Origin of the sequence: Achromobacter sp. (assembly GCF_050285565.1) — a bacterium.
Taxonomy (GTDB): Bacteria; Pseudomonadota; Gammaproteobacteria; order Burkholderiales; family Burkholderiaceae_B; genus Achromobacter.
The window spans coordinates 258426-282579 of record NZ_JBLZXG010000002.1 but is presented as its reverse complement, the minus strand read 5'-3'; the positions used below and the strand labels follow the sequence as shown (position 1 = coordinate 282579).

The 24154-nt window shown below is 69.4% G+C and carries 18 protein-coding genes and 3 tRNA genes; 9 read left to right on the top strand and 12 right to left on the bottom strand.

What is annotated here, in order from left to right; translation table 11 throughout:
• Nucleotides 1–18: 18 nt before the first annotated feature.
• From ACN6O8_RS04385 to ACN6O8_RS04370, 4 genes are all read right to left on the bottom strand, one after another.
• Nucleotides 19–741 (bottom strand): enoyl-CoA hydratase/isomerase family protein, encoded by a 723-nt coding sequence (locus ACN6O8_RS04385; RefSeq protein ID WP_427989836.1) that lies wholly within the window; start codon nucleotides 739–741, stop codon nucleotides 19–21.
• Nucleotides 738–1904, bottom strand: coding sequence for a CaiB/BaiF CoA transferase family protein (locus tag ACN6O8_RS04380; protein ID WP_427989835.1), 1167 nt, complete (start codon nucleotides 1902–1904; stop codon nucleotides 738–740). Before ACN6O8_RS04380 ends, ACN6O8_RS04385 begins: the two co-directional genes overlap by 4 nt.
• A gap of 231 nt (nucleotides 1905–2135) precedes the next feature.
• On the bottom strand, nucleotides 2136–2900 hold the full coding sequence (locus tag ACN6O8_RS04375) for an IclR family transcriptional regulator (protein WP_427989834.1): 765 nt from the start codon (nucleotides 2898–2900) through the stop codon (nucleotides 2136–2138).
• A gap of 49 nt (nucleotides 2901–2949) precedes the next feature.
• Nucleotides 2950–3576 (bottom strand): cysteine dioxygenase, encoded by a 627-nt coding sequence (locus ACN6O8_RS04370; RefSeq protein ID WP_427989833.1) that lies wholly within the window; start codon nucleotides 3574–3576, stop codon nucleotides 2950–2952.
• Between the two features lie 184 nt (nucleotides 3577–3760).
• On the opposite strand from ACN6O8_RS04370, the gene ACN6O8_RS04365 reads away from it, so the two are divergent.
• Nucleotides 3761–4534: an SIR2 family NAD-dependent protein deacylase gene (locus tag ACN6O8_RS04365; protein ID WP_427989832.1), complete on the top strand. Its 774-nt coding sequence runs from the start codon at nucleotides 3761–3763 to the stop codon at nucleotides 4532–4534.
• Between the two features lie 62 nt (nucleotides 4535–4596).
• On the opposite strand, the gene ACN6O8_RS04360 is transcribed toward ACN6O8_RS04365, so the two are convergent.
• A complete protein-coding gene (locus ACN6O8_RS04360) occupies nucleotides 4597–5241 on the bottom strand; it encodes a hypothetical protein (RefSeq protein WP_427989831.1) in 645 nt (214 codons plus the stop codon).
• Nucleotides 5242–5430: 189 nt separating this feature from the next.
• Here ACN6O8_RS04360 and ACN6O8_RS04355 point away from each other — a divergent pair, with 189 nt between their 5' ends.
• Nucleotides 5431–6033 (top strand): helix-turn-helix domain-containing protein, encoded by a 603-nt coding sequence (locus tag ACN6O8_RS04355; protein WP_427989830.1) that lies wholly within the window; start codon nucleotides 5431–5433, stop codon nucleotides 6031–6033.
• 88 nt (nucleotides 6034–6121) lie between these two features.
• Nucleotides 6122–6370 carry a hypothetical protein gene (locus ACN6O8_RS04350; protein ID WP_427989829.1) on the top strand — a complete coding sequence of 83 codons (249 nt, stop codon included), beginning with the start codon at nucleotides 6122–6124 and terminating at the stop codon, nucleotides 6368–6370.
• Between the two features lie 6 nt (nucleotides 6371–6376).
• On the opposite strand, the gene ACN6O8_RS04345 is transcribed toward ACN6O8_RS04350, so the two are convergent.
• Entirely contained in the window at nucleotides 6377–7285 is a 909-nt protein-coding gene (locus ACN6O8_RS04345; protein ID WP_427989828.1) for a LysR family transcriptional regulator, read from the bottom strand.
• 127 nt (nucleotides 7286–7412) lie between these two features.
• On the opposite strand from ACN6O8_RS04345, the gene ACN6O8_RS04340 reads away from it, so the two are divergent.
• Nucleotides 7413–8009 carry a short chain dehydrogenase gene (locus ACN6O8_RS04340; protein ID WP_427989827.1) on the top strand — a complete coding sequence of 199 codons (597 nt, stop codon included), beginning with the start codon at nucleotides 7413–7415 and terminating at the stop codon, nucleotides 8007–8009.
• 114 nt (nucleotides 8010–8123) lie between these two features.
• Nucleotides 8124–8333, top strand: coding sequence for a hypothetical protein (locus ACN6O8_RS04335; RefSeq protein WP_427989826.1), 210 nt, complete (start codon nucleotides 8124–8126; stop codon nucleotides 8331–8333).
• A 221-nt stretch (nucleotides 8334–8554) separates the two neighbouring features.
• Here ACN6O8_RS04335 and ACN6O8_RS04330 read toward each other — a convergent pair.
• Nucleotides 8555–8631 (bottom strand) — tRNA-Arg (locus ACN6O8_RS04330).
• A gap of 273 nt (nucleotides 8632–8904) precedes the next feature.
• On the opposite strand from ACN6O8_RS04330, the gene ACN6O8_RS04325 reads away from it, so the two are divergent.
• A complete protein-coding gene (locus tag ACN6O8_RS04325) occupies nucleotides 8905–9132 on the top strand; it encodes a DUF3079 domain-containing protein (protein WP_427989825.1) in 228 nt (75 codons plus the stop codon).
• Between the two features lie 227 nt (nucleotides 9133–9359).
• Here the strand turns inward: ACN6O8_RS04325 and ACN6O8_RS04320 are convergent.
• Together ACN6O8_RS04320 and ACN6O8_RS04315 are read right to left on the bottom strand one after the other, a co-directional pair.
• Nucleotides 9360–9436: transfer RNA gene (locus ACN6O8_RS04320), tRNA-Arg, on the bottom strand.
• A gap of 175 nt (nucleotides 9437–9611) precedes the next feature.
• Nucleotides 9612–9688 (bottom strand) — tRNA-Arg (locus ACN6O8_RS04315).
• A 333-nt stretch (nucleotides 9689–10021) separates the two neighbouring features.
• Here ACN6O8_RS04315 and acpA point away from each other — a divergent pair.
• The 3 genes from acpA (at nucleotide 10022) to ACN6O8_RS04300 (ending at nucleotide 16581) form a co-directional block, all read left to right on the top strand.
• Complete coding sequence (gene acpA / locus ACN6O8_RS04310) at nucleotides 10022–11704, top strand: acid phosphatase (protein WP_427989824.1); 1683 nt, start codon at nucleotides 10022–10024, stop codon at nucleotides 11702–11704.
• A 116-nt stretch (nucleotides 11705–11820) separates the two neighbouring features.
• Complete coding sequence (gene mnmH, locus ACN6O8_RS04305; RefSeq protein WP_427989823.1) at nucleotides 11821–12864, top strand: tRNA 2-selenouridine(34) synthase MnmH; 1044 nt, start codon at nucleotides 11821–11823, stop codon at nucleotides 12862–12864.
• A 369-nt stretch (nucleotides 12865–13233) separates the two neighbouring features.
• A complete protein-coding gene (locus ACN6O8_RS04300) occupies nucleotides 13234–16581 on the top strand; it encodes an autotransporter outer membrane beta-barrel domain-containing protein (protein ID WP_427989822.1) in 3348 nt (1115 codons plus the stop codon).
• A gap of 66 nt (nucleotides 16582–16647) precedes the next feature.
• Here the strand turns inward: ACN6O8_RS04300 and ACN6O8_RS04295 are convergent, their stop codons facing one another.
• From ACN6O8_RS04295 to ACN6O8_RS04285, 3 genes are read right to left on the bottom strand one after another with little or no spacing between them, the layout of a single operon-like run.
• Nucleotides 16648–19896: an ATP-binding protein gene (locus ACN6O8_RS04295; RefSeq protein WP_427989821.1), complete on the bottom strand. Its 3249-nt coding sequence runs from the start codon at nucleotides 19894–19896 to the stop codon at nucleotides 16648–16650.
• Between the two features lie 7 nt (nucleotides 19897–19903).
• On the bottom strand, nucleotides 19904–21178 hold the full coding sequence (locus tag ACN6O8_RS04290; protein WP_427989820.1) for an EAL domain-containing response regulator: 1275 nt from the start codon (nucleotides 21176–21178) through the stop codon (nucleotides 19904–19906).
• Nucleotides 21175–23946: an ATP-binding protein gene (locus ACN6O8_RS04285; protein WP_427989819.1), complete on the bottom strand. Its 2772-nt coding sequence runs from the start codon at nucleotides 23944–23946 to the stop codon at nucleotides 21175–21177. The genes ACN6O8_RS04290 and ACN6O8_RS04285 overlap by 4 nt, the downstream gene beginning before the upstream one ends.
• Nucleotides 23947–24154 lie beyond the last annotated feature (208 nt).

Below are 24154 nucleotides of genomic sequence, written 5' to 3'. Positions count from 1 at the left end.
CCGGGTGGCGCGGCGGCGTCAGCGCGCTTGCAGGTAGGCCGCGATTCGCGCCTTCAACCCCGGCTCTGCGGCCGAGCGCACCAGCCGCGCCAGATCGGCATCGGGCTGCTCCGCCGACAGCGCCGCATACAGTTGCGCGCGGCTCGCGCCGCTCAAGGCGGCCGCGGCGTCGCCGGCCTGCCGCTCGATATCGGCCCAGCCCTCGGGCGCGGCCACGTGACTGACGAAGCCGTCGCGGTAAGCCTGGCTGGCGTCGAACACGCTGGCCTGCTCCAGGATGGCGCGGGCGCGCTCGGCGCCCACCAGCGCGGCGAAACGGCGCGTGCCCAGCACCAGCCCGAACTTCAGGCCCGGCATGCGAAAGCTCGCGTCCGGCGCGGCCACGCGCCATTTGCAGGCGCCGAACAGATCGACGCCGGCACCGAAGTTGCGGCCGTGCGCCAGCCCCACCGTCAGGCAGGGCGAGGCCGCCAGCCGCTGCAACAGCGTCTCGATGCGCACGAAACGCAGCAGCAGGTCGCCCTCGCTCTGCGTATCCAGATCGCCGAAATCGAAACCGGCGCTGAAGTTGCGGCCCTCGCCGCGCAGCACGATGACTGCGGCGCCCTGCGCCGCAGCCGCGTCGACCGCCGCGATCAGCGCCTCGACCAGCTCGGCCGACAAGGCATTCATCTTCGCCGGACGCGCCAGCGTCAGCACGTGCAGCGCGCCGCGCCGCTCGACCTGCAGCACCGCGCTCATGCCTGCTTCCCCTGTTTGGCGCGCAGCGGGCCCAGCACGGCCTCGTTGTGCTCGCCCAGCGCGGGCGGCGCACGGCGCAGCGCGGTGGTCTGGCCGTCGAAGCGCACCGGCAGCCCGAAGGTGCGCGTGCGCACGCCGTTGGGCAGTTCCAGCGCCTGCACCCAGCCCATGTGCTCGACCTGCGGATCGGCCAGCACCTCGGAATAGGTATTGATGGGCGCGCACGGCACCCCGGCCGCGCGAAAGCGCGCCAGCCACGTGGGCGCGTCCTCGGCCGCGAAGATCGCTTCCAGGATCTCGCGCAGCGCGTCCTGGTTGCGGGCGCGCGCGCTGGTGTCGGTAAAGCGCGGATCGGCCAGCAGGTCCTCGCGGCCGACCGTCACGCACACGCTCTTCCACAAGGCGTTGTTGCCGGCCGCCATGCCGAAGTAGCCGTCCTTGCACCGGAACGCCTGGTACGGCGCGTTGCGCGGATGGGCCGAGCCGAGCTTGACCGGGTCGCGCCCGCTGCCGAAGAACTCCGAGGTCTGCAGGGCCGCGATGCCGAGCGTGGCGCCCAGCATCGGCACGTCGATATGCGTGCCCTGGCCGCTGGCCTGCGCGGCGCGCAAGGCCGCGGCAATGGCGAAGGCGCCATACAGGCCGGCCGAGAAATCGGCCACCGGCACGCCGCACTTGACCGGTTCGCCGCCGGCCTCGCCGGTCACGCTCATCAGGCCGCTCATGGCCTGGATGGTGAGGTCGAAGCCGCCCTCCTGGGCGCGCGGGCCCGACTGGCCATAGGCCGAGATCGAGCAATACACCAGGCGCGGGTTGGCCTCGCGCAGCGCCGCGTAGCCCAGCCCCAGCCGATCCATCACGCCGGGCCGGTTGTTCTCGATCAGCACGTCGACGCCGGCGGCCAGTTCGCGCGCCAGCGCCAGATCGGCCGGGTCCTTCAGATTCAATGTGATCGAACGCTTGTTGCGGTTGAGCGAGGCGAAATTCTCGCTGTAGCCCTGGCTCAGCGGCGGCCAACTGCGCAGCGTGTCGCCCCCTTCCGGGTTTTCCAGCTTGATCACGTCCGCGCCCATGTCCGCCAGCAGCATGCCGCAGAACGGCCCCGCCGCGACGTTGCAAATTTCGAGCACAGTGATGCCGGCCAATGCCGAGCCTGGAGTCATGTCGACCTCTCGTTATACGGATTCAATATATGGGACAAAAAAAAATGCGCGCACCGCTGGCACCATGGCACCCCGCGCGGCAGGCGCGATCGCGTCTCGCCGGAAACCCTGCGGGCGGGGGCGGTTGCCGCCCAGCATAGCATCGGGCGGAAACCTCGGTAAATCACTAATTGAAATTCAAATCCCAGGATTTGAGATTTTAAACCCCCCCCGCCCCGGACGCCACGGCGCTCATTCGCCCAGGAAGCCGCGCCGGTAGCCCATGCCCCGCGAAATGGCCTGGGCGCAGGCCGTCACGTGCGGCGCCAGTTGTTTCATGCGGGCCGCGCTCAGGCGATCCAGCGGCCCGGAAATGCCGACCGCCGCCACCGGCTGGTCCAGGCTGTTGAACAGCGTCACCGCCAGCCCGCCCACGCCCTCGCGCCATTCGCCGCGATTGATCGCGTAGCCGGCGCGCGTCACCTTGCGCAGTTCGTCCTTGAGCAAAGGCATCGACACCAGGGTCGCCGGCGTGTGCCGCGCCAGCCTGTCGGCATAGCGCTCGACATAGCCGTCGGCCTGGTACGCCAGCAGCGCCTTGCCCGTGGCCACCGCATACGCTGGCGCGCGCCCGCCCACCATGGAATAGGCTCGGATCGGCTGCGGGCTGTCGATCTTGTCGACGTAGACCACATCAAAGCCGTCCAGCACCGACAGGTGCACGGTCTCGCCGGTCTGGTCGGCCAGCGTGCGCATGAACGGCGCGGCCAGCTTACGCAGATCGAGCTGGCCGAGCTGGCGCGCCGCCAGCTCGAACAGCCGCACCGCGCCGCGATAGCCGCCGCCGTCCTCGTCGCGGATGACGTAGCCGGCGTGGATCAGGGTCTGCAGCGTGCGGTGGGTGTTGCTGCGCGTCAGCCCGACCCGGGCCGCCAGCGCGTCGATGGTGCGCGGCGGATTGTCGACGTCGGTGACCGCCTCCAGCACCATCAGCCCCTTGAGCAATGTCTTGTCCATTCGCTTGGTCTTTCCCAATATTCAGGACGCGAACATAGCACGCCGGGCCTCAGGCGGCCGGGGGCGGCAAAGCCGCGCGCACCGCCGCCGAACGGTCCCACAGGTTGGGCACGCTGGCCGCCGAGTAGCCCGACACGAACGGCTTGGCCTGGCCCGTGGCCGGATCGTAGACGTGGCGCGACACGGCGCCGATATTGCCGCCATACAGGTGCACGCTGATCGACACCTTATCGTCGAAGGCGTTGGACACGCGATGGATGTCGCCCTCCTGCGGCGAAAGCCGTTCCACGTCGCCGGGGCGCAGCGTCCCGGGCGCGCCGAGCGCCACCAGCCGGCCGTCGGCCTGGCGCGTGTAGCGCTGGTTCACCTCCGCCCCGCGCAGCATGCCGACGTATCCCCACACCTCGTGGTCGTGCACCGGGGTCTGCTGCCCCGGCCCCCAGACGAAACTGACGATCGAGAAACGCTCCAGCGGATCGCAATGCAGCAGGTACTGCTGGTAGTACTGCGGATGCGGCACGGTACAGGACTCGGGCAGCCAGTCGTCATGCGCGACCAGCGCGGCGAACGCGGCCTGCAGCGCGGGCGACTGTGCCAGCCCGGCGGGCGTGGCCAGGCGGGTCGCGGTGGCGATGAAATGGCGCAGACGGTCCAGGCCGGCGGGAGCTTCGGGCATTGCATGTCTCCGGATCGGGCGCGGCCCGCAACGGGCCGCGCCATGGAATATCCCAATATGGCGTTCCAGTATCCACGATTCGGGACACTTGCCGCAATCGCCCCCCGGTGCGCGCCCCGCCACGCTTGACAGCGCGGGGCCCGGGCGTGCAGCGTATCGGACTCGCTCATCAACGCCCCACGGCATGGCTACCGTTACCCCCCCCATCCCGCCCGCGCTGGCCCAGGCCCTGGCGCAGGCTCGCCGCGTGGCCGTCTTCACCGGCGCCGGTGTCTCCGCCGAAAGCGGCATCAGCACCTTCCGCGATCCCCTGAGCGGCCTGTGGTCGCGCTTCGATGCGCGCGCCCTGGCCACGCCCGAGGCCTTCGCGGCGCAGCCGGATCTGGTGTGGGGCTGGTACGAATGGCGCCGCGCCCAGGTGGCGCGCGCCGTCCCCAATGCGGCCCATCGCGCCATCGCGGCGCTGGCGCGGCTCGTGCCCGGCCTGGCGCTGATCACGCAGAACGTCGACAACCTGCATGAACGCGCCGGCAGCGAGGGCGTGATCCATCTGCACGGCAGCCTGCATGCGCCGCGCTGCAGCGCCTGCGGCCAGGCCGCCAGCTTCACCGCCGCGCCGGCGGACGAACCCGCCGAAGGCCGCGCCATCGCGCCGCCGGCCTGCGGCCACTGCGGCGCGCCGATACGCCCGGGCGTCGTCTGGTTCGGAGAGAGCCTGCCGGCCCAGGCCTGGCAAACCGCGCTCGCGGCCGCCGGTGACTGCGATCTGTTCCTCAGCATCGGCACTTCGGCGCTGGTCTATCCCGCCGCCGAACTGCCGCTGCGCGCCTTGCGCGCCGGCGCCACCGTGGCGCAGGTCAACCCGGCCGCCACGCCGCTGGACGCGCGCGCCCACTTCAACCTGCGCGGCGCGGCCGCCGACGTCATGCCCCGCCTGCTGGCCGCGGCCGGCTTCTGACGACGGCGCGCAGGCCGGCCGCCGCGCGCCGCGCCCCGCCCGGCCCGGCCCGGCGGCCGCGCTCACCACTTGCAGCCATCATCGCGCAGCGCATCGGCCAGCAGCAGCGGCGCCGCCAGCAGCCCCAGGTGCGCGTGCGCCTCGCGGCAAGGCGGCCGCGCGCTTTGCGCGATGCCCTTGGCCAATGCAGAAGGCTCGGCCGCCACCCTGGGCGCGAGCTTCACGCGCGGCTCGCCCCGCGCATGCGGCGTGCCCTGCGCCGCCGCGTCCTCGGCGCGCCAGCGGAAATCGCGCACGGGCGCGTTGGACGGCGCGGGCGCCGATGCGGCGGACGCGCCACCCGCCGTCCCCGGCCTGGCGGCGACGGGCGCGGATGACCCCGCCTGTCTCGCCGTGGCGCCGGGCCTGGCGCGCGGGCCGGCGGGGCGCGAGGCGGCCGGCGTATCGACGGACGGCGCCGGTCCGGCCGCTGGCGGCACCGGCGCGCGTGCCGGCGCCGCCGGCAACGCCGGTGCCAATAGATCCACGAAAAACGTGTCCCGCCGCGCGGGCGGCGGCGGCTCCTGCGGCGCGTGCGCGCCGCGCCAGGCCAGCCAGGCCACCAACCCATGCAGGGCGAACGACAGGCCCGCCGCGCGCCACGCGATGGCGCGCCGCCGCCTCGCGGGCGGCATGCTGGGCGCGGTGGCCGTCAGGAAAGAAGACATCGCGGCGATTCCTGCGTCGAATGCGTAATTTTGCGCCGCCGCGCAACGCCAAACGCGGCTTTTGCGTGAAGATTTGTGAAGATGTTCGGGCGGTTCAAGACTACCATCACCCTGTGTCCGCGATGCAGGGGAAACCCCAAATCTCATCGCGCACGCAGAGGGATACAGTGGTGCAAAACCCTTGCCGGCATGGAGATCATCATTCCGTTTTCCTGGAGACTTCCCGACGTGTTCGTGCGTTCGCCCGACGGTGTGCTGCACCGGGTGGTGCGTCACGCCACGACCACGGAAACCATTGCCAAACTCGAGAGCATTCCCAGCAACACGCACCTCGATTGCGAATGCATGCTCGACAATGGCGAAGCGCTGACCTGGGTCGGCGAAAACCTGTACCGCCAGGTCAACGGAGGAACCCTCTATACCGCTGAACCCGGCCCCACGCCGCCCGAGGCCGACGCCCGCAAGCATGCCAAGGCCCGCGACAGCCTGCGCGACGCCTTCCGTCCGGCGCCCGCGCGCCAGCCGCCCGCGACTTCGAAAAACGTCGTACCATCAGCTGTAGCTAGACTAAAAACCGGCAACGATTGGAGCCTGATACGCGCCTGGCGCGAGCACCTGAACATCAGCACCGCTGAAATGGCTGCCCGCCTGGGGGTGGATCACTCCATCTACATCGAATTGGAAAGGCCCCGCCCACGGCCCCGCCAGATCATCCTGGATCGCATTTCGGAAGCCCTGGGCGTCTCGCCCGACCAACTCGATGATGCATCGTTAGGAGGGCACGTTCATTGACGCCGGGCCATCGCGCCCGACCCGATGGAGGTGTTCGAACAACTTTGGCGCCGCGCTAAGAACGGCCCGCGCATGCGAGGTATCCAAAATGCTCGGAACCGCAAGACGATTGACCGATGTCCTGGCCACGGCCCCCGACGGCACGCTGTATCGTATCGAGCGATTCGTGTCGGATCCGGACGCCTATTCCGCGCTGGGCACATCCCGCTTCGACCCCAGGACGCACTGCGTCTGTCGCACCAGCTCGGGCGAAAAGGTCGCCTGGCTGGGCGGTCAGGCCTACCAATTGCTCAAGAGCGGCCTGAACCTGACGGCGGTCGACCGACGACGCGGCTGATCGCCGTCAACGCCGCCCTGCCTTGCCCGTGAACCGCGCCACGACGAACTCCACGAACGTCGTGAGCTTGGGCAACGCCTGCCTGTCCTTGGGATACAACAGCGTGACCGGACGCGCGGCCGGCCAGTAAGGCTGCAAGATAGGCGTCAACCGGCCGGCGCGCACGTCTTCGGCCAGCAGCAGTTCGGGCTGCAGCACGATGCCGAAGCCGGCCAGCGCCGCCTGCCGCAGCGCCTGGCCGTTGTTCGAGAGAAAGCGGCTGGTCGGAGGATAGTCGGCCGGCGCGCCGTCGCCGTCTTCATCCCCCAGCCGCCATGCGGTGCGGCGGCTCCAATGGGAAAAATCCAGGCATTGGTGGCGGGCCAGGTCGGCCGGCGAGCCCGGCGTGCCATGGCGCGCCAGGTAAGCCGGCGCCGCGCAGATGATCATCTGGTAGCTGCCGATGCGGCGCGCCACCAGGCTGGAATCGCGCGGCTCGCCAATGCGCACCGCCAGGTCGTAGCGCGACGCCACCAGGTCCTCGACCACATCGCTCAACGCCAGCTCGACGCTGACGTCCGGATAGCGGTCGAGATAGTCGGCGATGGCCGGCGCCAGCGCGAACGAGCCGAAGGACACCGTCGAGGTGATGCGCAGGGTACCGCGCGGCGCCGCGCGCAGGGCCTCGGCGCCCTGTTCGGCCTCGCGGATATCGGCCAGGATCGTCTTGCAGCGCGCGTAGTAGGCCTGGCCCGCCTCGGTCAGGCTCTGGCGCCGCGTGGTGCGGTTCATCAGCCGCAGCCCCAGCCGCGCCTCCAGGCCTTTGACGTGCTTGGCCGCCATGGCCGCCGACATCTCGTGACGCGCGGCCGCCGCCGTCAAGCTGCCCAGCTCGACCACCGCCACGAAGATCTCCATGCTGAGCAGACGATCCATGAATTACGCACCCTGGGTATGAAGTGTTCCAACCATTCCCGGATTTTTCCACAGGAATGGAAACCGCAGAATGCTTTTATGCGCTGGCGACCCGTCCGCGCCCCACCCATGAACACCGGGAGTCCCCATGAAGATCCTTCTTATCGGCGCCAGCGGCACCATCGGCCGCGCCGTCGCCCACGAACTCGGCCAGCGCCACGACATCATCGCCGTCGGCAAGACGCAGGGCCAGCACCAGGTCGACATCACCCGCAGCGACAGCATCCGCGCCCTGTTCGAGCGCGTCGGCAAGGTCGACGCCATCGTCTCGACGGCCGGCGGCCTGCACTTCGGCCCGCTGGCGCAGATGACCGCCGAGCAATTCAGGATCGGCCTGCACGACAAGCTGCTGGGCCAGGTCGATCTGGCGCTGATCGGCCAGCACTATCTGAACCAGGGCGGCTCGATCACGCTGACCAGCGGCATCGTCAGCGACGAACCCATACGTTTCGGCGCCAACGCCTCCGCCGTCAACTCGGCCATCGACGGCTTCGTGCGCGGCGCCGCGGTGGAGCTGCGGGACGCGCGCATCAATTCGGTCAGTCCGAACGTGCTGCGCGAGTCGTGGGCAGGCTATGGCCCCTACTTCCCGGGCTTCGAGGCCGTGCCCGCCGAGCGGGTGGCGCTGGCCTACAGCCGCAGCGTCGAAGGCGCGCAGACCGGCCGCGTGTACCGCGTCTGGTGAGGTTCGGCGCCGGCGGGCAACGGCCAGCCAGCGCGATAAGGTCGGATTTCGAGGGGGTTCAGGTCACGGCGCAAAGCACAGGCGGTACACTCGGCCGGATTTCGGGAGCCTCTGATGCGCCATCTCGTCACCCTCGCCTGCCTCGCCGCCGCCGCCCTCTCGACCACCGCCTGCTCGTCGCGCCAAGCCTATGATGCCGCGCAAGCCTGGCGGCGCAACGAATGCGGCCAGATCCTCGACATGCAGGAACGCCAGCGCTGCACGGGCGCGGCGTCGACCTCCTACGACCGCTACCAGCGCCAGCGCCAGGACATCCAGCCCTAGCCCGGCCGCGACCGTTGCCCCTGGCCGGCGGCCGCGCGCCAAGGCGAAACCGCCACGCAACAGCGGCGCGCAAACGACAACGGCCTGGCAGATGACCGCCAGGCCGCTTCTCGGGCTGTATCGCCCCATGCGCTGTATTTGTCCCATGGCTGCGCCGACGTATCGGCAGCGCCTCGGAATACTGCATCGACGCAGTACGTCACGCAGCACGTCAAACAAAGTGGCGCGCCCGGCAGGATTCGAACCTACGACCCCCTGGTTCGTAGCCAGGTACTCTATCCAGCTGAGCTACGGGCGCGCTAAAGAGGCGTGTTTATAACACGAAGCCGGGCAAGGCCGCAAATCGCCGCGCCGGCCCGCGCGCGCCCTGCCCTGCGCCGCCCGCGCCGGCACCGCTTGCGCCAGATCAAATCCCGCGCCCCCGCCGCGCGCTACGCTGAAAACGATATCCGCCGCCCGGCGACAGCACGGGCGCCTGCCATGCGGCAAGCGACACCCCATCCATGGCGTCCGCCCGGCCGCATCGGCGCAAACCCGATGCGATGCGCCCAGGCGCCCAGGAGGCAACGGCATGGCCAAGAAGTTTCCCCTGCATCCCAAGCACCCCGAACGCATCTGCTGGGGCTGCGACCGCTACTGCCCCACCGATGCGCTGGCCTGTGGCAACGGCTCGGACCGCACCATGCATCCGGCCGAACTGCTGGGCGACGATTGGTACACCGTGGGTAATTGGGGGCTGGAGGACGACGAGAACACCGTCACCGGCGCGACAGCCGCAAGCACCGCGACGGCGCAGTGAAGCGGCCGGCCAGAGCCAGGACCACGCCCCCCGGCGCGGCAAACCACGGCGCCAATTGCCGCCAGCCACCGCCTGGCGCGACACACTGGCGATCCGGCACCATACTGCAACCGCAAAACAAAAAGGCCTTCGATCCAGGATCAAAGGCCTTTTTTCAGCGTGCTTTTGCATAGCGTGCTTTTGTATTTACCGCTTCCACTCTCTCGATGATTTTTCATCCAGTGAGTTGGCGCGCCCGGCAGGATTCGAACCTACGACCCCCTGGTTCGTAGCCAGGTACTCTATCCAGCTGAGCTACGGGCGCTCCGGTAAAGAGGCAAGATTATATCAGAATAAATTTGCCACTGCACTGCATTTGCTTTCTTGCCACCGCATCACTGCTATCGCATCTCTGCCACCGCATCACTGCCATAGCATCCCACTCATTTCTTTTCAGCCGCCCGACCGCTGAACGATCGGCAAGCCGGCAAGAAATTCATTGGCGCGCCCGGCAGGATTCGAACCTACGACCCCCTGGTTCGTAGCCAGGTACTCTATCCAGCTGAGCTACGGGCGCGTGAAAAAGCAAGCCTTGAATCATAGCGTTGTTTCGCAAAGCGCGCAAGTCAGATGGACGCGGACGGCACACGTTGATGGGCGCCGGCCGGCCCGCGGCGTCCGCGTGCGGATTGGGCCGCGGGCTCGGTGGTGGCTTTCAGCCGGATTTCACCCATGGCGCAAGTCCAAGGGAATTTCGCGCGGGCCCGCCCCGCGTACAGCTTTCCGACAGCAGATGGTCACACCGATAGCACGTTGCATCTCTAGGCTGACGCGTCGTGAATGCCGGCTGTCATCCGGCGACTCCGTGGCGCAATGACAGGGCGCCGCCCCTCTCGCAAGGTCTGCAACCATGTCTGAAAAAGAACAAGGCGCGCCCGCGCGCACCACCCGCCGCGGCTTCCTCACGGGCGTCGCCGCGCTTGGCGCCAGCGCGGCCGCCATGGGCGCCCTGCCCGGCTGCTCCGGCGATGACGGCGACGGCCCCCCGGCCGCGCCGCCCGCGCCGGCGCCGGATCTCACCACGCAACTGCGCCGGAACGTCAAGACCGTGGTGGTGATCTTCGCGGAGAACCGCAGCTTCAATAATCTGTTCGCCAACTTCCCCGGCGTGGAAAAGCCGTTGTCGGCGCTCACCGCCGCCGACTACACGCAAAAAGACCGCGATGGCACCCCGCTGCCGGTCCTGCCGCCGGTATGGGGCGGCATGGTGCCGACCTCGCAGCAGGCCAACCACGTCACCTATCAGGTGGCCGAGAACGCGCCCTACATGAACAACCTGCCCAATGCGCCGTTCGACCTGCGCGGGCCGCAAGGCGAGCCGCTGCCGCAGGGCGTGGTCACGCGCGACCTGTGGCACGTGTTCTACCAGAACCAGATGCAGATCAACGGCGGCAGGAACGACCGCTTCGTCGCCTGGGCCGACTCCGGCGCGCTGGTGATGGGCCGCTACGGCGATTCCGCCTACAACCTGCGCCTGTGGAAGCTGGCCGAGGAATTCGTGCTGTGCGACAACTTCTTCCAGGGCGCCTTTGGCGGCTCGTTCCTCAATCACCAATACCTGATCGCGGCGCAGCCGCCCCTCTATCCGGATCTGGCCAACGCCTCGGTCAACGTGCGCGGCCAGATCGCGCAACTGCAAAGCGCCGACCCGGCCGACCCCAACCTGCAACCGAAGCCCGCCTCGCCGGCCAGCGCGCTCACGGGCGCGCCGCAGTTCGGCGCCAGCGCACTGACACCGGACGGCTTCGGCGTGAACACCATGGGCCCGCCCTACTGGCCCGCGTTCTCGCGCGATGCCGCCAATCCGACGCAGGCCGACCCGGCCTCGGTGTTCATGCTGCCGCAGAGCCACGCCAACATCGGCGACCTGATGAGCGCCAAGGGCCTTGACTGGGCCTGGTACGCGGGCGGCTGGCAGGCGGCGGTGGATGCGACAGCCAACAGCGGCTTTCCGGCGTCGCCCAATTTCCAGGCGCATCACCAGCCCTTCAACTATTTCAGCAGCACCGGCCCCGGCACCGCCGCCCGCGCCGCGCACCTGCGTGACGGCGGCCTGGGTGACCTGGCATCGACCAACAAATTCCTGGCCGACGCCGAGGCCGGCACCCTGCCACCGCTGACCTTCTACAAACCGCAGGGCAACCTCAACATGCACGCGGGCTACGCCGACGTGGACTCGGGCGACCGCCACATCGCCCACATCGTCGACAGCCTGCGCAAGAGCGCGCAGTGGCGGAACATGGTGGTGGTCATCACCGTGGACGAGAACGGCGGCTGGTGGGATCATGTGGCCCCGCCCAAAGGCGACCGCTGGGGCCCGGGCACGCGCATCCCCACGCTGGTGGTGTCGCCCTTCGCCAGAAAGGGCAGCGTCGACCACACCGTGTACGACACCGGTTCGATCCTGCGCCTGATCACCCGCGTCTTCGACCTGCCGACGCTGGACGGCCTGAAGGCCCGCGACGACGCGATGAAGGCGCGCGGCCAGCAGCCCATGGGCGACCTGACCAACGCGCTGACGTTCCCGGCCTGAGTGCGCATCCGGCCGGGGCCCGCAGGCGGCCCCGGCACGCGGCGCGCATTCGCCTGGACTAGGGCGGACGGCCGCGGCATGCGAAAATCCGCCATTGCTTCCGGAATGGCCATCCCTTGAAACACCTGCTTGCCGGCCTGGATAGGCTGGACGATTTCGACGCCATCATCGACGTGCGCTCGCCGCTTGAGTATGCCGACGACCATATCCCCGGCGCCCTGAACGCGCCGGTGTTCAGCAACGAGGAACGCGCCCTGGTCGGCACGCGCTATCGTGAGTCGCCGTTCGAGGCCACCCGCCTGGGCGCCGCCATCGCCGCCCGCAATATCGCCCGCCACCTGGACACCACCTTCGCCGACCGGCCGCAGGGCTGGCGGCCGTTGATCTACTGCTGGCGCGGCGGCAAGCGCTCCGGCTCGATGACGGTGATGTTCAACATGATCGGCTGGCGCGCGCGCCAGCTCGACGGGGGCTACAAGACCTACCGCCGCGCCACGCTGGAGGCCCTGGACACGCTGCCGGCCGCGCTGCGCTTCGTGGTGCTGACCGGCCCCACCGGCAGCGGCAAGACGCGGCTGCTGGGCGCCCTGGCGCAGGCCGGCGCGCAAACGCTCGACCTGGAGGCGCTGGCGGCGCACCGCGGCTCGCTGCTGGGCGCGCGGCCGGGTCAGGCGCAACCGACACAGAAGCGCTTCGACACGCTGCTGGCGGCCAGGCTGCGGGAACTCGATGCGGACCGGCCGGTCTTCGTCGAGGCCGAAAGCCGCAAGATCGGCGCGGTGGCGTTGCCCGCCGCGCTGCTGGCCGCGGTGCACCGCGGCGCCTGCGTCGCGGTGACGGCCAGCCGCGAAGACCGCGCCGCCTTCCTGCTGCAGGACTATGCCCAGTTGTTCGACGATCCCGAAGGCTTCAAGTCGCAACTGCTGCGCCTGGTCGGCCTGCACAGCCGCGACACGGTCAGCGGCTGGCTGCGCATGATCGACGAAGGCCGCCGCGCCGATCTGGCGCGGGCCCTGATCGACCACCACTACGATCCCGCCTACGCCCGCAGCAGCCAGGCGCACTTCACGCAACTGCCGCGGGCGCTGCCGGTGGTGTTCCGCCCCAACGACGCCGACGTGGTGGCCCAGGCGCGGGCCTTGCTGGCGGCGCTGGCCTGAGCGCGGCCAGGGTCGCGCCGCGTCCGGGCACACCGGCCCGGCAGCGTGCGCGGCCCCGCGCCGCATTCAACGGCGTACGAAATCCACATCGCAGGGTTGGGAATTTTCTGAAAATCGCCCGATAAAACCCGCCTGGCCGGCACGGAAGCCCCGTCGCCGCGATCTTGTTACGTGTCCTGCGAATCAATGCGGCGACTCTAAGAATCGTCTTATTTTTTCGCACCGCGCCGGAACGCACCATGAAGGCTACTGCCACGTCATCGCCTTTGTCCGAGACGCACCAGTACGCTTCAGCGGTTCCTGCTTCCTTCAGTCTGGTTCTGTTCGATGTGTATGGGTATGCCAAGGCCAGGGGCCAAGGAGCCTACCATGCACTGTTCCCTCAACCCCATCATGCTCGGGCTGTTGGCCATCACCTTGCCGGCCTTCGCCAGCCCCGCCCTGGCCGCCGAACTCGGCCAGGTCATCGTCAACGATCCGGCGGGCGCCACCGAGCGCGTGCTCGCCACTGGCGATACCTTGACCCATGCGGGCAGCGGCGCGGCCCTCGATGTATCGGTCGCCGGCAATCGCGTGCGCGGCACCGGCGTGACCATCACGGCCGGCTCGGCCGCCGCGGCCAACACCATCGGCGTACGCGCCAGCGCCGGCGGCCAGGTCACCCTGGCGGACAGCGTCATCAAGACCGTCGGGGCCGGCCAGAACGCCCACGCGCTGACGGCCAGCGGCAGCGGCAGCCTCATCACCGTGGGCGGCAGCGACATCGCCACCCAGGGCACCTACTCGCATGGCGCCTATGCCCAAGCCGGCGGCCGCATCGACCTGAGCGGCGGCAGCATCACCACCACCAACGGCGGCAGCAACGGCTTGAGCGCGACCGGCGCCGGCTCGAGCATCGTCGCCCGTGGCGTCACCATTTCCACCGCCAACTACAGCGCCGTCGGCGCCGCCGCCGAAAACGGCGCCAGCGTGACCGTGCGGGATGGCAAGATCACCACCACCGGAAACAACGGCGACGGCGTCAGCGTGAGCGGCCCGAACGCCGTGGTGACCCTGTACAACACCGAGGTCAACGCCGCCAACGGCATGGGCGCGCGTGTCGAGGGCGGCCGCTTCGAGATGGACGGCGGCAGCCTGACCGCGGGCGGCTCGGCGGTGATCCTGCGCAGCGGCAGCGGCGCGCCGTCCACCGCCACGATCCGCAATGCAACCCTCACCGCCAACGGCGGCTACAACTACGGCATCAACATCAACGCCAAGGACACCTCCGCCGAGATCGAGAACGTGTCGATTTCGGCGCTGGGGCCCTCTGGCACCGGCGTCTGGCTGCCATCCACCGGCACGCGCTTCACAGCCAACGGCTTCGACATCACCTCGGCCCTCGTGGGCGTGGACAACCGCGCCGGACAGGTGACGCTGCGCGACGGCAGCGTCAAGACCCGCGACGCCAACGCCCATGGCCTGTACCTGTCGCGCGAATACGGCAGCTCGGCCACCATCAAGGCCACGCGCGTCAACGTGGAAACCACCGGCGACGGCGCGGTCGGCGCGCTGGCGCGGCTGGGCGGCGCCGCCGTCGACCTCGATGATTCCACCATCAGCACCCTTGGCACCAACGCCTACGGCCTGTTCGCCAGCGGCGCGGGCGCCAGCCTGTCGGCGCGCAACACCCAGGTCAGCACCCGTGGCGCCAACGCCAGCGGCCTGTCGGTCAGCAACCGCGCGGCGGTCACGCTGGACAACACCGGCTTCACCATCCACGGCGCCGGCGCCAACGGCATCTGGAGCTATCTCACCAGCAACGGCCTGAGCAACACCGTCACCGTGCGCAACGGCAGCCGCATCGATACCCAGGACGGCGCCGGCCTGCTGGCCTCGGGCGGCGGCCACACCTTCCTGGTCTCGGATTCGGACATCACCGCGCGCGCCGGCGGCGATCTCGAGCGCGGTGTGCTGCTGCATTCCCGCGCGGTCACGGTCACCAGCGGCGGCGTCTCCACCGTCATCGAAAGCGAACAGGTGACACTGGATGCGACCGGCGCCCGGCTCACCGGCGATGTGCTGGCCGACAGCGGCAACGTCGATGTCGCGCTCAAGAACGGCTCGGTGCTGACCGGCGCCGTGGTGCAGCGGGGCACGGGCCGCGTCAACAGCGTGACGGTGGACAATGCCAGCGCCTGGAACGTGCGCGGCGATTCCCGCCTGGGCACGCTGACCAATGCCGGCACCGTGGCCTTCACGGCGCCGGCCGGCGCCACCGGCTTCAAGACCCTCACCGTCGGCCAATACGTGGGCGGCGGCACGCTGGTGCTCAACACCCGCCTGGGCGACGACACTTCCCCCACCGACAAGCTGGTCATCGACGGCGGCACCACCTCGGGCAACACCGCGCTGCGCGTCGTCAACGCCGGCGGCAACGGCGGCCAGACCACCTACGGCATCCGCGTGGTCGAAACCATCAACGGCGGCACCACCACGCCCGACGCCTTCCACCTGGACAGCGGCTCCACCGGCTACCGCGCCAGCGCCAACACCGTCTCGCTCAATGGCTACGACTACAGCCTGGTGCGCGGCGGCAACGGCGGCGTGGCGCCCGACTGGTACCTGACTTCCGACTACACGCCGCCGGTCAACCCGCCCGGCCCGGTGGATCCGACCGATCCGGTCGACCCCCGCGAACCGGCGCCGCCCGTGACGCCGCCCGATCCCGTGCTGCCCGGCAATGGCTTCAAGAACGTGTCGCCCGAAAGCGGCGCCTATGCCGGCAACCGCCTGGCCGCGACCCGCCTCTTCAGCCACGGCCTGCACGACCGCGTGCCGGCTTACGCCGACGACGCGGCCGACGCGCGCCACGGCCGCGGCCTGTGGGCCCGGGTGCAGGGCCGCCACGACAGTGGCCTGCGCATGTCCGAGGGCCGCGTCGATGTCGATACCGACAGCGCCGTGCTGCAACTGGGCGGCGACCTGCTCAAGGCGCCGCTGGGCCGCGACGGCGCCGTCTATGCCGGCTTGATGGGCGGCTACGGCGACGCGCGCAGCCGCTCGGTGTCGACCCTGATCCAACCCGGCAGCGGCCAGCGCGTCCATGCCCGCGCCCATGGCAAGGTCTCGGGCTACGCCGCCGGGGTCTATGGCACCTTCTACCAGAACGACGCCACCCGCCTGGGCGCCTATGCCGACACCTGGGTGCAGTATGGCCGCTACACCAACCAGATCAGCAGCGAACTGGGTTCGGTGCGCTATCGCTCCAACGTCTGGAGCGCATCGCTGGAGGCCGGCTACGCGCTCAAGCCCTTCGCCGCCGGCTCGGCGCTGCAAGCCATGGTGGTCGAACCGAACGCGCAACTGCTCTACAGCCGCTATGACGCGCGCGACGCCACCCTGCAAGGCACGCGCATGCGCAGCGGCAACGATGGCGCCTGGCAGTCGCGCGTCGGCGTGCGGCTCTACCCGCAAGCCGCGCCCGCGGCCGCCGGCAAGCCCGCCGTGCGTCCGTTCCTGGAGACCAACTGGCTGCACGACAACGCCAATCCGGCCGTGCGCATGGGCAGCACCCCGCTGCGGGCGCAACCGGCGCGCAACGCGTTCGAGTTGAAGGTGGGCGCGCAAGGCCGCGTCGGCAAGGCGACGCAGGTGTCGGGCCACGTCTTCGGCCTGGCCGGCAGCGGCAGCCAGCGTGGCTATGGCGGCATGATCAACCTCGGCTACCGCTGGTAGCGCAAGGGCCCGCGACCGATGCGAACCCATGCCGCCGCGCCTGGCCACGCGCCGTCGCGGTGTGCCTCAGATCTCGGCCAGGGTCTGGCGCAAATCGGCTTGCAGCGCCGTGAGCAGGGTCCGGGCCGTGTCGCTCAGGCCGTCGGCCACCAGCCGCTCCTCGGCCTGCTCGGCCTGATGGTACAGATCCATCGCCTGGACCGCGGCGAACCCGCCGCGCATGCGGTGGAGCACCGCGCGCAGGTCGTGCAGGTCGCCGCCGGCGTGGGCCTGCTCCAGCCGCGCCAGGTCCTGCGTCATGGTCTGCAGAAAGACGTCGCGGTACTTGCCGACGATCGGCGCCGCACCCCGTGCGGGCGCGCTGCTGGCAGGCGGGGCGGGCGGGGCGCTTGCCCCCGCCGCCGGCGCGGCGCCGCCGCGATGCGCGCGCAGTTGCTGCCACAACAGGCTGAGCTTGATCGGCTTGACCAGCCAGTTGCTCATGCCCGCCGCCTTGCAGCGCGCTTCCTCGTCCTTGAGCGCGTTGGCCGTGACGCCGATGATGGGCACGGTCACGCCGCGCGCGCGCAGCGCGCCGGCCAGCTCGTAGCCGTTCATGCGCGGCATGTTGACGTCGGTCAGCACCACGTCGAACGGGCCGATGTTCCATTGCGCCAGCGCCTCGGCGCCATCGGGCGCGAGCGTCACCTGGCAGCCCAGTTGCGCCAGCTGGTCACACATGGTGACCTGGTTGATGGGGTTGTCCTCGGCCACCAGGATGCGCAGATTCAGCGGCGCATAGTGCGGCGCGACGGTTTCCTTGGCGGTCTCGACCTCGCCGCAGGCCCAGCGCTCGAGCGCGAAACCGATGCTGTTGAGATAGTGCCGGTCGGCGCGATACAACGCGGCGCCGCGCACGTCGCGCCCGCCCGCCGACACCACCGGCCCCTGCCATTCGGTCGGCGCCGCCGCGTCGCCGGCGATATGCACGTCGACCAGCACGCCGTCGCCGGCCTCGTCCTGCGTCAAGGACGCCGGCGCGATGCTGGCCTGCGCGCCCCAATAGATCAGCCACTGGCAGATGTTGTCGCTCAGTTCCTTGCGCGCGCTGCGCACGTAGACGCGCAGCCCCTCCAGCCGTGGCGACGGCCCGGGCGGCGGTTCGGCCGTATCCAGGTCGATGGCGATCGAGAAACTGCTGCCCAGGCCCAATTCACTGGTCACTTGGATGGTACTCCCCATCAATTCCGCAAGACGGGCGCAGATCGACAGGCCGATGCCCGCCCCCCGCACCAGGTGCGATCCACTATCGATCTGATAGAACGGTTCGAACAGGCAAGCCTGGTTCTCGGCACTGATGCCGACGCCGCTGTCGACCACCTGGAAATGCAGGCGGGCGCGCCCGTCCGGCAGGGGGTCGGCCCGCAGGCGCGCCACCACGTGGCCGGAGTCGGTGAACTTGATGGCGTTGTTGACCAGGTTGTTCAGGATCTGCCGGATGCGTCCGCCGTCGCCCACCACCCAGGCGGGGGTCGCCGTATCGATACAGCTGTAGATCACCAGCCCCTTCTGTTCGGCCATGCCGGCATACGAGGCGACGCAGTTCTCGACCAGCTCGCGCGGATCGAAGCCGTCCATTTCAAGGGCCAGTTGGCCGGATTCGATCTTGGTGATGTCGAGGATGTCGCTGATCAGCTGCTGCAGGATCGCCGAGGAATCCTGGATGCGGTCGACGTGGCGGCGCTGTTCGTCGTCGAGGTTGGTCAGCGACAACACCTCGAGCGTGCCCAGCACGCCGTACAGCGGGGTGCGGATCTCGTGGCTCATGGTGGCCAGGAAGGTGGACTTGGCCTCGTTGGCGCGGTCGGCCTGCTGCTTGGCCTGCGCCAGGGTGTGTTCCATCTCGGCGCGCGCGCTGATGTCGGCGAAGGCGCACAACACCACGTCCTGCTTCTTGTAGCGGGTCGGCGCGAAAGCGACGAACAGCGGCCGCCCCTCGTGGGTGCGGAAGGTCTCGATGGTGCCCGGCCGGGTGGCGCCCAACACCTGGCGCAACAGCTTGTTGGCTTCGGGCGAATCGGGAGGCTGTTCCCCCACGCCGATGCCGAGCCATTGGTTCGCCAACGCATTGCTGAACACCACGCGGCCTTCCAGCCGCGACAGCACGCACAGCGCCACCGGCGCCGTATCGAGCACGGTGCGGTTGAATTCCTCGCTCTCGACCATGTCGAGATGGGCGATCTCGGCCGGCTGGATCACGCGCCGGTTGTACCAGAGCAGGTAGCCGGCGCCGGCCGCCAGGCCCAGCGCGAGCATCAGCAGCACCGTCAGCGGCAGCCACATGTTGGCCCGGAAGAAGCTGCCATAGTTGAGCTTGTAGTAGCCCGTCCAGGTACCGGTCCTGTCGGCGATGCGCAGCACCAGGCCGTCGATGCCGAAATGGAAACCGGGCTGCTCCACCCGCGGCGGCGCGCCCTCGCCGAACAGGACGTCCTTGCCCTGGCGCTGCAACCAGAACTGGTCGTACAGCGGGGTGTTCAGGACGCGCTCGGAGATGCTGACGCGGCCGCGGTTCAGCAGCGACACGGCGTAGACGTTGCGGCGCGCGGCGATGCTGCCGTCGCGCGCGTTCAGCGGCAGCATCACGGGCAGCATGCCGATGATGTTGTTGGGCAGGTCGGTGTCGCGCAGCCACGTCACGCGCGGGCCCTCGCTGCCGGAGCGGTCCTCGGGATCGGTGCCGCCGGCCGCCTGCTGCACCGCCTCCACCACCGCCAGGAAGAGGTGGCGGGTCAGCGGTTCATAGCCGGACACCGTCGAAATCGCCGGCACGCTCAGGCTGACCTGCTGGCTCGGGGAAATGATGAAGAGCGGCGCCGCCGGGTACACCGAGGCCGCCCAGCGCGTCGAATAGAAGTCCGACAGATAGGCGCCGATGCCGGTGAAGATGCCGTTGCTGACGGGGCAGGAGTCGGGGCTCTGGCAGAGCAGCGAGAACGGCATCGCCGCGATCGCGTGCTGGCCGTCGAAGAAGGCCCAGGAGGCGCGGTCGAACCCGGACGTCTCGCTGACGGGGGTGGCCGCCACCAGCCGCCGGCCGTCGGGATTCAGGCCCTGCGCATACAACCCCTGCAACACGGTCTCGTGGGCATGGATGTAGCCGACCAGCACCGAAAAGTCGACCCGCAGTTTTTCTTCTTCCTGTTGCAGGATGCGCTGGCCGCCCCAATACAGTACCCCGCCAAGCGCCAGCAACAAGGGCAAGGCGCCGAACAACACGATGTTCAGACGGCGGGACGCTCGGATGACCTTGATGAGCGGCGTATCCAGTTTCATAGGGGCTTCAATGCTCATGGGCGCGATGTCGCCGGCGAGGCGCCGGCTTGTCGGGAGAGGAGACGCGCGGGTCGCCCTGGCTCGGTTCGTTGGCCAGCAGTTCATTGAACGCAGGCAGATCCACCGCCGCCGAGATCAGGAAGCCCTGCACACAGTCACAGCCGATGCGGCGCAGGAATTGCAGGTCTTCCATGGTTTCGACGCCTTCGGCCGTGACCTGCAACCCCAACTGCCGGCCCAACTGCACCGAAGACACCAGCGCGGCCGCGCGCACCTCGTCCTTGGTGACGCCATGCACGAAGGCGCGGTCGATCTTCAGTTCGGTAAACGGGGTGGAGATGAGGCTGTACATCGAACTATAGCCCTTGCCAAAATCGTCCTGTGACAGACCGAATCCCTTCAGCCGCAGCCGGCTGGCGCCCATGTAGTAATTGCCGGGCACCACCGTCATGTCGTCTTCCAGGAGTTCGAATGTTACGTCCTCGGCCGGAATGCCGCCATCGGTGACCAGGCGGTGCAGCTCGTCCGGCAACTGCGGGCGGTCCAGCAGGCTGACCGGCAGGTTGATCGAAACCGGGACGCGAAAGCCGCGCTGGCGCCAGGCGCGGTAGGCGGTCAGGCTGTCCTGCAGCATGCGCGTCAACAGCTCGTAGTCCAGGCCATACTCGCGCAGGGTGCGCAGAAACGAGCCCGGCATCATCAGGCCCAGGCCGCGGTGCTTCCAGCGCACCAGCGCCTCGGCGCCCACGATGGCGCCGGACGCCAGCGACTTCTTGGGCTGGAACCAGGCCTGGATGCTGCCGTCGCGCAGGGCGCATTCGACGCTGTCGCGGTCCAGCAGGTCGCCCGTGTCGGCGGGGCTGGCCAGCGCTCCCGGCGCCTCGGGCGACGGGCGGCGCTGCAGGCGCTCGGCCAGGCCGGCGATCTGCTCGCCGGTGACCGGCTTGACGAAGGTGCCGAGCATCGAGAAGCCGTTTTCCTTGGCCATCAGCCCGACACTGTTGGCCATGCGGCGCGAACACGCGGTGACCACGGCCAGTATCGGCCGCAGGTTCAGACGGGCGAGCTCGTGGATGAACTGAACCCCGTCCATGCCCGGCATGCGGATGTCCATGAGCACCAGGTGGTAGCCCTCGGCGCGGATGCGTTCGAGCGCCTCGTCGGCGCTTTCCACGGTATCGACATGCCCGAAGCCGGCCTGCCGCAGCATGTCCCGCAGGTGCAGGCATTGCAGGGCATGGTCGTCCAGAACCAGCACTTTGTAGTCTGAAAGCTGTTTCACGTCATATCCTTTGCGACGCCATGCAGGGTCTGGGCCAAGACCATGAAAGGCAGGGGCTTGCACAGGACCAGGCTCATGCCCGACGCCATCCCGCGCTGCGCGATCTCGGCCGCCGAACTGGAGGTCAGGCCGATGATGGGGCCGGCGTGGCCGCCGTCCCGCAAGGCCCGCGTCAGTTCGTAGCCATTGACGATGGGCATGTTCAGGTCGGTCAGCACCAGGTCGAACGGCTGCGCGCGCCACAGCCGCAAGGCCTCGTCGCCATTGTTGGCCAGCGTCGCGATGCAGCCCAGGTGCTCCAGTTGCTCGCGCAGGATCAGCTGGTTGATGACGTTGTCCTCGACCACCAGCACCCGCAGCCCGAGCGACCGTTGCGGGTCGCCGGCGGCGCCCAGCGCGCCGTGCTCGACGCCCTCCTGGGCCATCTGCACCGCGCGGCAGATGCTGACGGGATTGAAGGCGCTGGCCACGCCGCCCGCGGCGTGGGTGATGAAGGCGTCCTGCTGGGCGCCGGGCGCCAATACCCGCACGCGCTGGTGCTGCCAGCGCGGTTCCGGCGTGGCCGGCGGCCAGGTCTGCACCAGCACCGCGCCGGCCGGTTCGGCCTCGTCGGCCGGCTTGCGATAGGGCAGCGCGATCGCGCCGCAGGCGCTCAACCAGCCGCGCACGTTGTCGACCACCTCGGGCACCGCGCCATCCACGTACACCGGCCGCGGCAGCAGCGTCACGGGCGGCGCCCCCGCCGTGTCTTCGGTCTCCAGCGTGAGGCAGAACGCGATGCTGGTGCCCAGCCCTTCTTCGCTGACCACCGACAGCGTGCCGCCCATCAGGTCGGACAGGCGCCGGCAGATCGTCAACCCCAGGCCGGTGCCGGCGATATCGTTGTCCTGACCCGCCGGCGCGCGAAAGTACGGTTCGAACAGGCGCGCGCGGTGGCTTTCGCGGATGCCCGACCCGGTATCGGCCACCTGGAAGCGCAGCCGCACCCGCCCCGGGCGGTCGGCCGTGGCGCTGGCGCGCAGCACGACCCGGCCGGACTCGGTGAACTTGACGGCATTGCTGACCAGGTTGTTGAGGATTTGCAGGATGCGGATCGAATCGCCCTGCGCCGTCATGGGCATGCCGACCTCGGTGACGGCGTAGACGTCCAAGCCCTTGGCGCGGGCCCGCGCCGCGTAGTTGGCCACCACCTGCTCGACCAGATCGGCCGGCGCGAAGGCGGCGATGTCGAGTTCTTCGCAGCCGGCCTCGATGCGCGACAGGTCGAGCGTGCCGTTGATGGTGCGCAGCAGCGTCGAGGACGACTGCTGGATGGTGCCGAGGTATTGCTTCTGCTGGCCGGTGAGGCCGGTCAGCGCCAGCAGTTCCAGGGTGCCGAGGATGCCGTACAGCGGCGTGCGGATCTCGTGGCTGACGGTGGCGAAGAACATGGCCTTGGACTCGCTGGCCCGGTCGGTGGCCTGCTTGGCCTGGCGCAAGGCGCGTTCGACGTTCTTCTGCGCGGTGATGTCGCTGATGCCGCACAGCACCACGTCCTCGGACTGGTAGGTGGTGGCGACGCAGGCCACGTAGGCGCTGCGGCCATCGGCCAGTGTGCATTCCTGGCCGCCGGCCTCGGCGCCCGCGCGCAGCAGCGCTTCACGCCAGTGATCCTGTTCACCCAGCCACTGGCGCGCGGCCGCGTTGGACAGCAGCACGGCGCCGTCGGTACGCCGCAGCAGGCACAAGCCGACCGGCGCCACCTCGACGATCTTGCGGTTCAGCGCCACGCTGTCGACCAGGGCCTCGTACTGCCGCAGCGCCGGCCGCACCAGGCGATTGCGGATGTGACGCACCCCCAGCAGCACCGCCAGCAGCAGCGTCCCGCCCACCCCGCCGGCGGCCCAGAACGCGCCGGCGCCGTCCTCGATCAGGTCGGCGATGGGAACGTAATAGGCCAGCCGCCAGCCGGCCTCGCCGACCGACTTGACCAGCACCAGCGTCTGCGGCCACCAGCCGTCGCCCCCCAGTTGGAAGGAATCGCGCGACAGGTAGGCCGGCGTCTCGTCGACCCGCGACGGCAGGCTGCCGCCGTGCAGCGCCATGGTGCCATTGCTGTCGTACAGCGCGTAGCCGGCGCCGCCGCTGGCGCACTCCGCTTCGACCATGCTGGCCAGGCCACCGACCTCCAGCCCGATCCAGGTGCGCTCCTCGCCGGCCACGTCGGCCGGGGTGTAGAGGAACAGCCGGTTGGCGTCGTCCATGGGCGGGCGCAGCCAAACGATGGGCGTGCGGCCGTCCGGGCCGGGCCGGGCGCTGCGCAGGCGCAAGGTCTGCGCCAGCCAGCGCGCGGTTTCCGGCGACATGGGCGCGGCGCCGCCATCGGCGCGGATCGGCAGCCGCGTGACGGCCGCGTCGGCCGGCGAGGCGTAGACGACATGGGCGCGCAACTGCGCCACGTTGGCGCGATCGCGCGGCGTGAGGATCAGCGCCCATTCGTAGGCGCCGGCCGCGTCGACCAGCGGCGTGACGCTGATCTGGCCGGTGACGCCGAAGGTCTTGGGGGTGCGCGCGAGCGGCATGCGATCGGTGTTGCGCACGGCCGAAGCCGCCACCGAGCGCAGCAGCGCCTCGCGCTGGTCGAAATACAGCTGCGCGTTGTAGGCGCCGGCGTTCATGCGGCGGCGGTATTTCGAGACTTCGCCGGTGAACGACCAATAGGCGTAGAGCGCCGTTCCCACCAGGATGCATGCCGCGAGCGCCACGGCAAACATGTGCAACAGAAGCATAGGCAGCCCGGGGGCCGCCGCCGTCAATGCTTCCCGGGAACGGGGATTTACGATCATGCGTCGATCATAAATTTCCGCTTTCACGGCCAAGCCAAGAATATTCTCAAAGCGCGGGAGACGGCCGGCCGCCGCCACGCGGGTCCGGCGCCAATGCAAAAACCCCGCAGAACGCGCGTTCTGCGGGGTTTTTTACCGGCCTGGCAAGCCA

Bases quoted from the DNA above. Each gene is read 5' to 3' on its own strand.
- ACN6O8_RS04385 (WP_427989836.1), bottom strand. From the start codon at position 741: ATGAGCGCGGTGCTGCAGGTCGAGCGGCGCGGCGCGCTGCACGTGCTG.
- ACN6O8_RS04380 (WP_427989835.1), bottom strand. From the start codon at position 1,904: ATGACTCCAGGCTCGGCATTGGCCGGCATCACTGTGCTCGAAATTTGC.
- ACN6O8_RS04375 (WP_427989834.1), bottom strand. From the start codon at position 2,900: ATGGACAAGACATTGCTCAAGGGGCTGATGGTGCTGGAGGCGGTCACC.
- ACN6O8_RS04370 (WP_427989833.1), bottom strand. From the start codon at position 3,576: ATGCCCGAAGCTCCCGCCGGCCTGGACCGTCTGCGCCATTTCATCGCC.
- ACN6O8_RS04365 (WP_427989832.1), top strand. From the start codon at position 3,761: ATGGCTACCGTTACCCCCCCCATCCCGCCCGCGCTGGCCCAGGCCCTG.
- ACN6O8_RS04360 (WP_427989831.1), bottom strand. From the start codon at position 5,241: ATGTCTTCTTTCCTGACGGCCACCGCGCCCAGCATGCCGCCCGCGAGG.
- ACN6O8_RS04355 (WP_427989830.1), top strand. From the start codon at position 5,431: ATGGAGATCATCATTCCGTTTTCCTGGAGACTTCCCGACGTGTTCGTG.
- ACN6O8_RS04350 (WP_427989829.1), top strand. From the start codon at position 6,122: ATGCTCGGAACCGCAAGACGATTGACCGATGTCCTGGCCACGGCCCCC.
- ACN6O8_RS04345 (WP_427989828.1), bottom strand. From the start codon at position 7,285: ATGGATCGTCTGCTCAGCATGGAGATCTTCGTGGCGGTGGTCGAGCTG.
- ACN6O8_RS04340 (WP_427989827.1), top strand. From the start codon at position 7,413: ATGAAGATCCTTCTTATCGGCGCCAGCGGCACCATCGGCCGCGCCGTC.
- ACN6O8_RS04335 (WP_427989826.1), top strand. From the start codon at position 8,124: ATGCGCCATCTCGTCACCCTCGCCTGCCTCGCCGCCGCCGCCCTCTCG.
- ACN6O8_RS04325 (WP_427989825.1), top strand. From the start codon at position 8,905: ATGGCCAAGAAGTTTCCCCTGCATCCCAAGCACCCCGAACGCATCTGC.
- acpA (WP_427989824.1), top strand. From the start codon at position 10,022: ATGTCTGAAAAAGAACAAGGCGCGCCCGCGCGCACCACCCGCCGCGGC.
- ACN6O8_RS04300 (WP_427989822.1), top strand. From the start codon at position 13,234: ATGCACTGTTCCCTCAACCCCATCATGCTCGGGCTGTTGGCCATCACC.
- ACN6O8_RS04295 (WP_427989821.1), bottom strand. From the start codon at position 19,896: ATGAAACTGGATACGCCGCTCATCAAGGTCATCCGAGCGTCCCGCCGT.
- ACN6O8_RS04285 (WP_427989819.1), bottom strand. From the start codon at position 23,946: ATGCTTCTGTTGCACATGTTTGCCGTGGCGCTCGCGGCATGCATCCTG.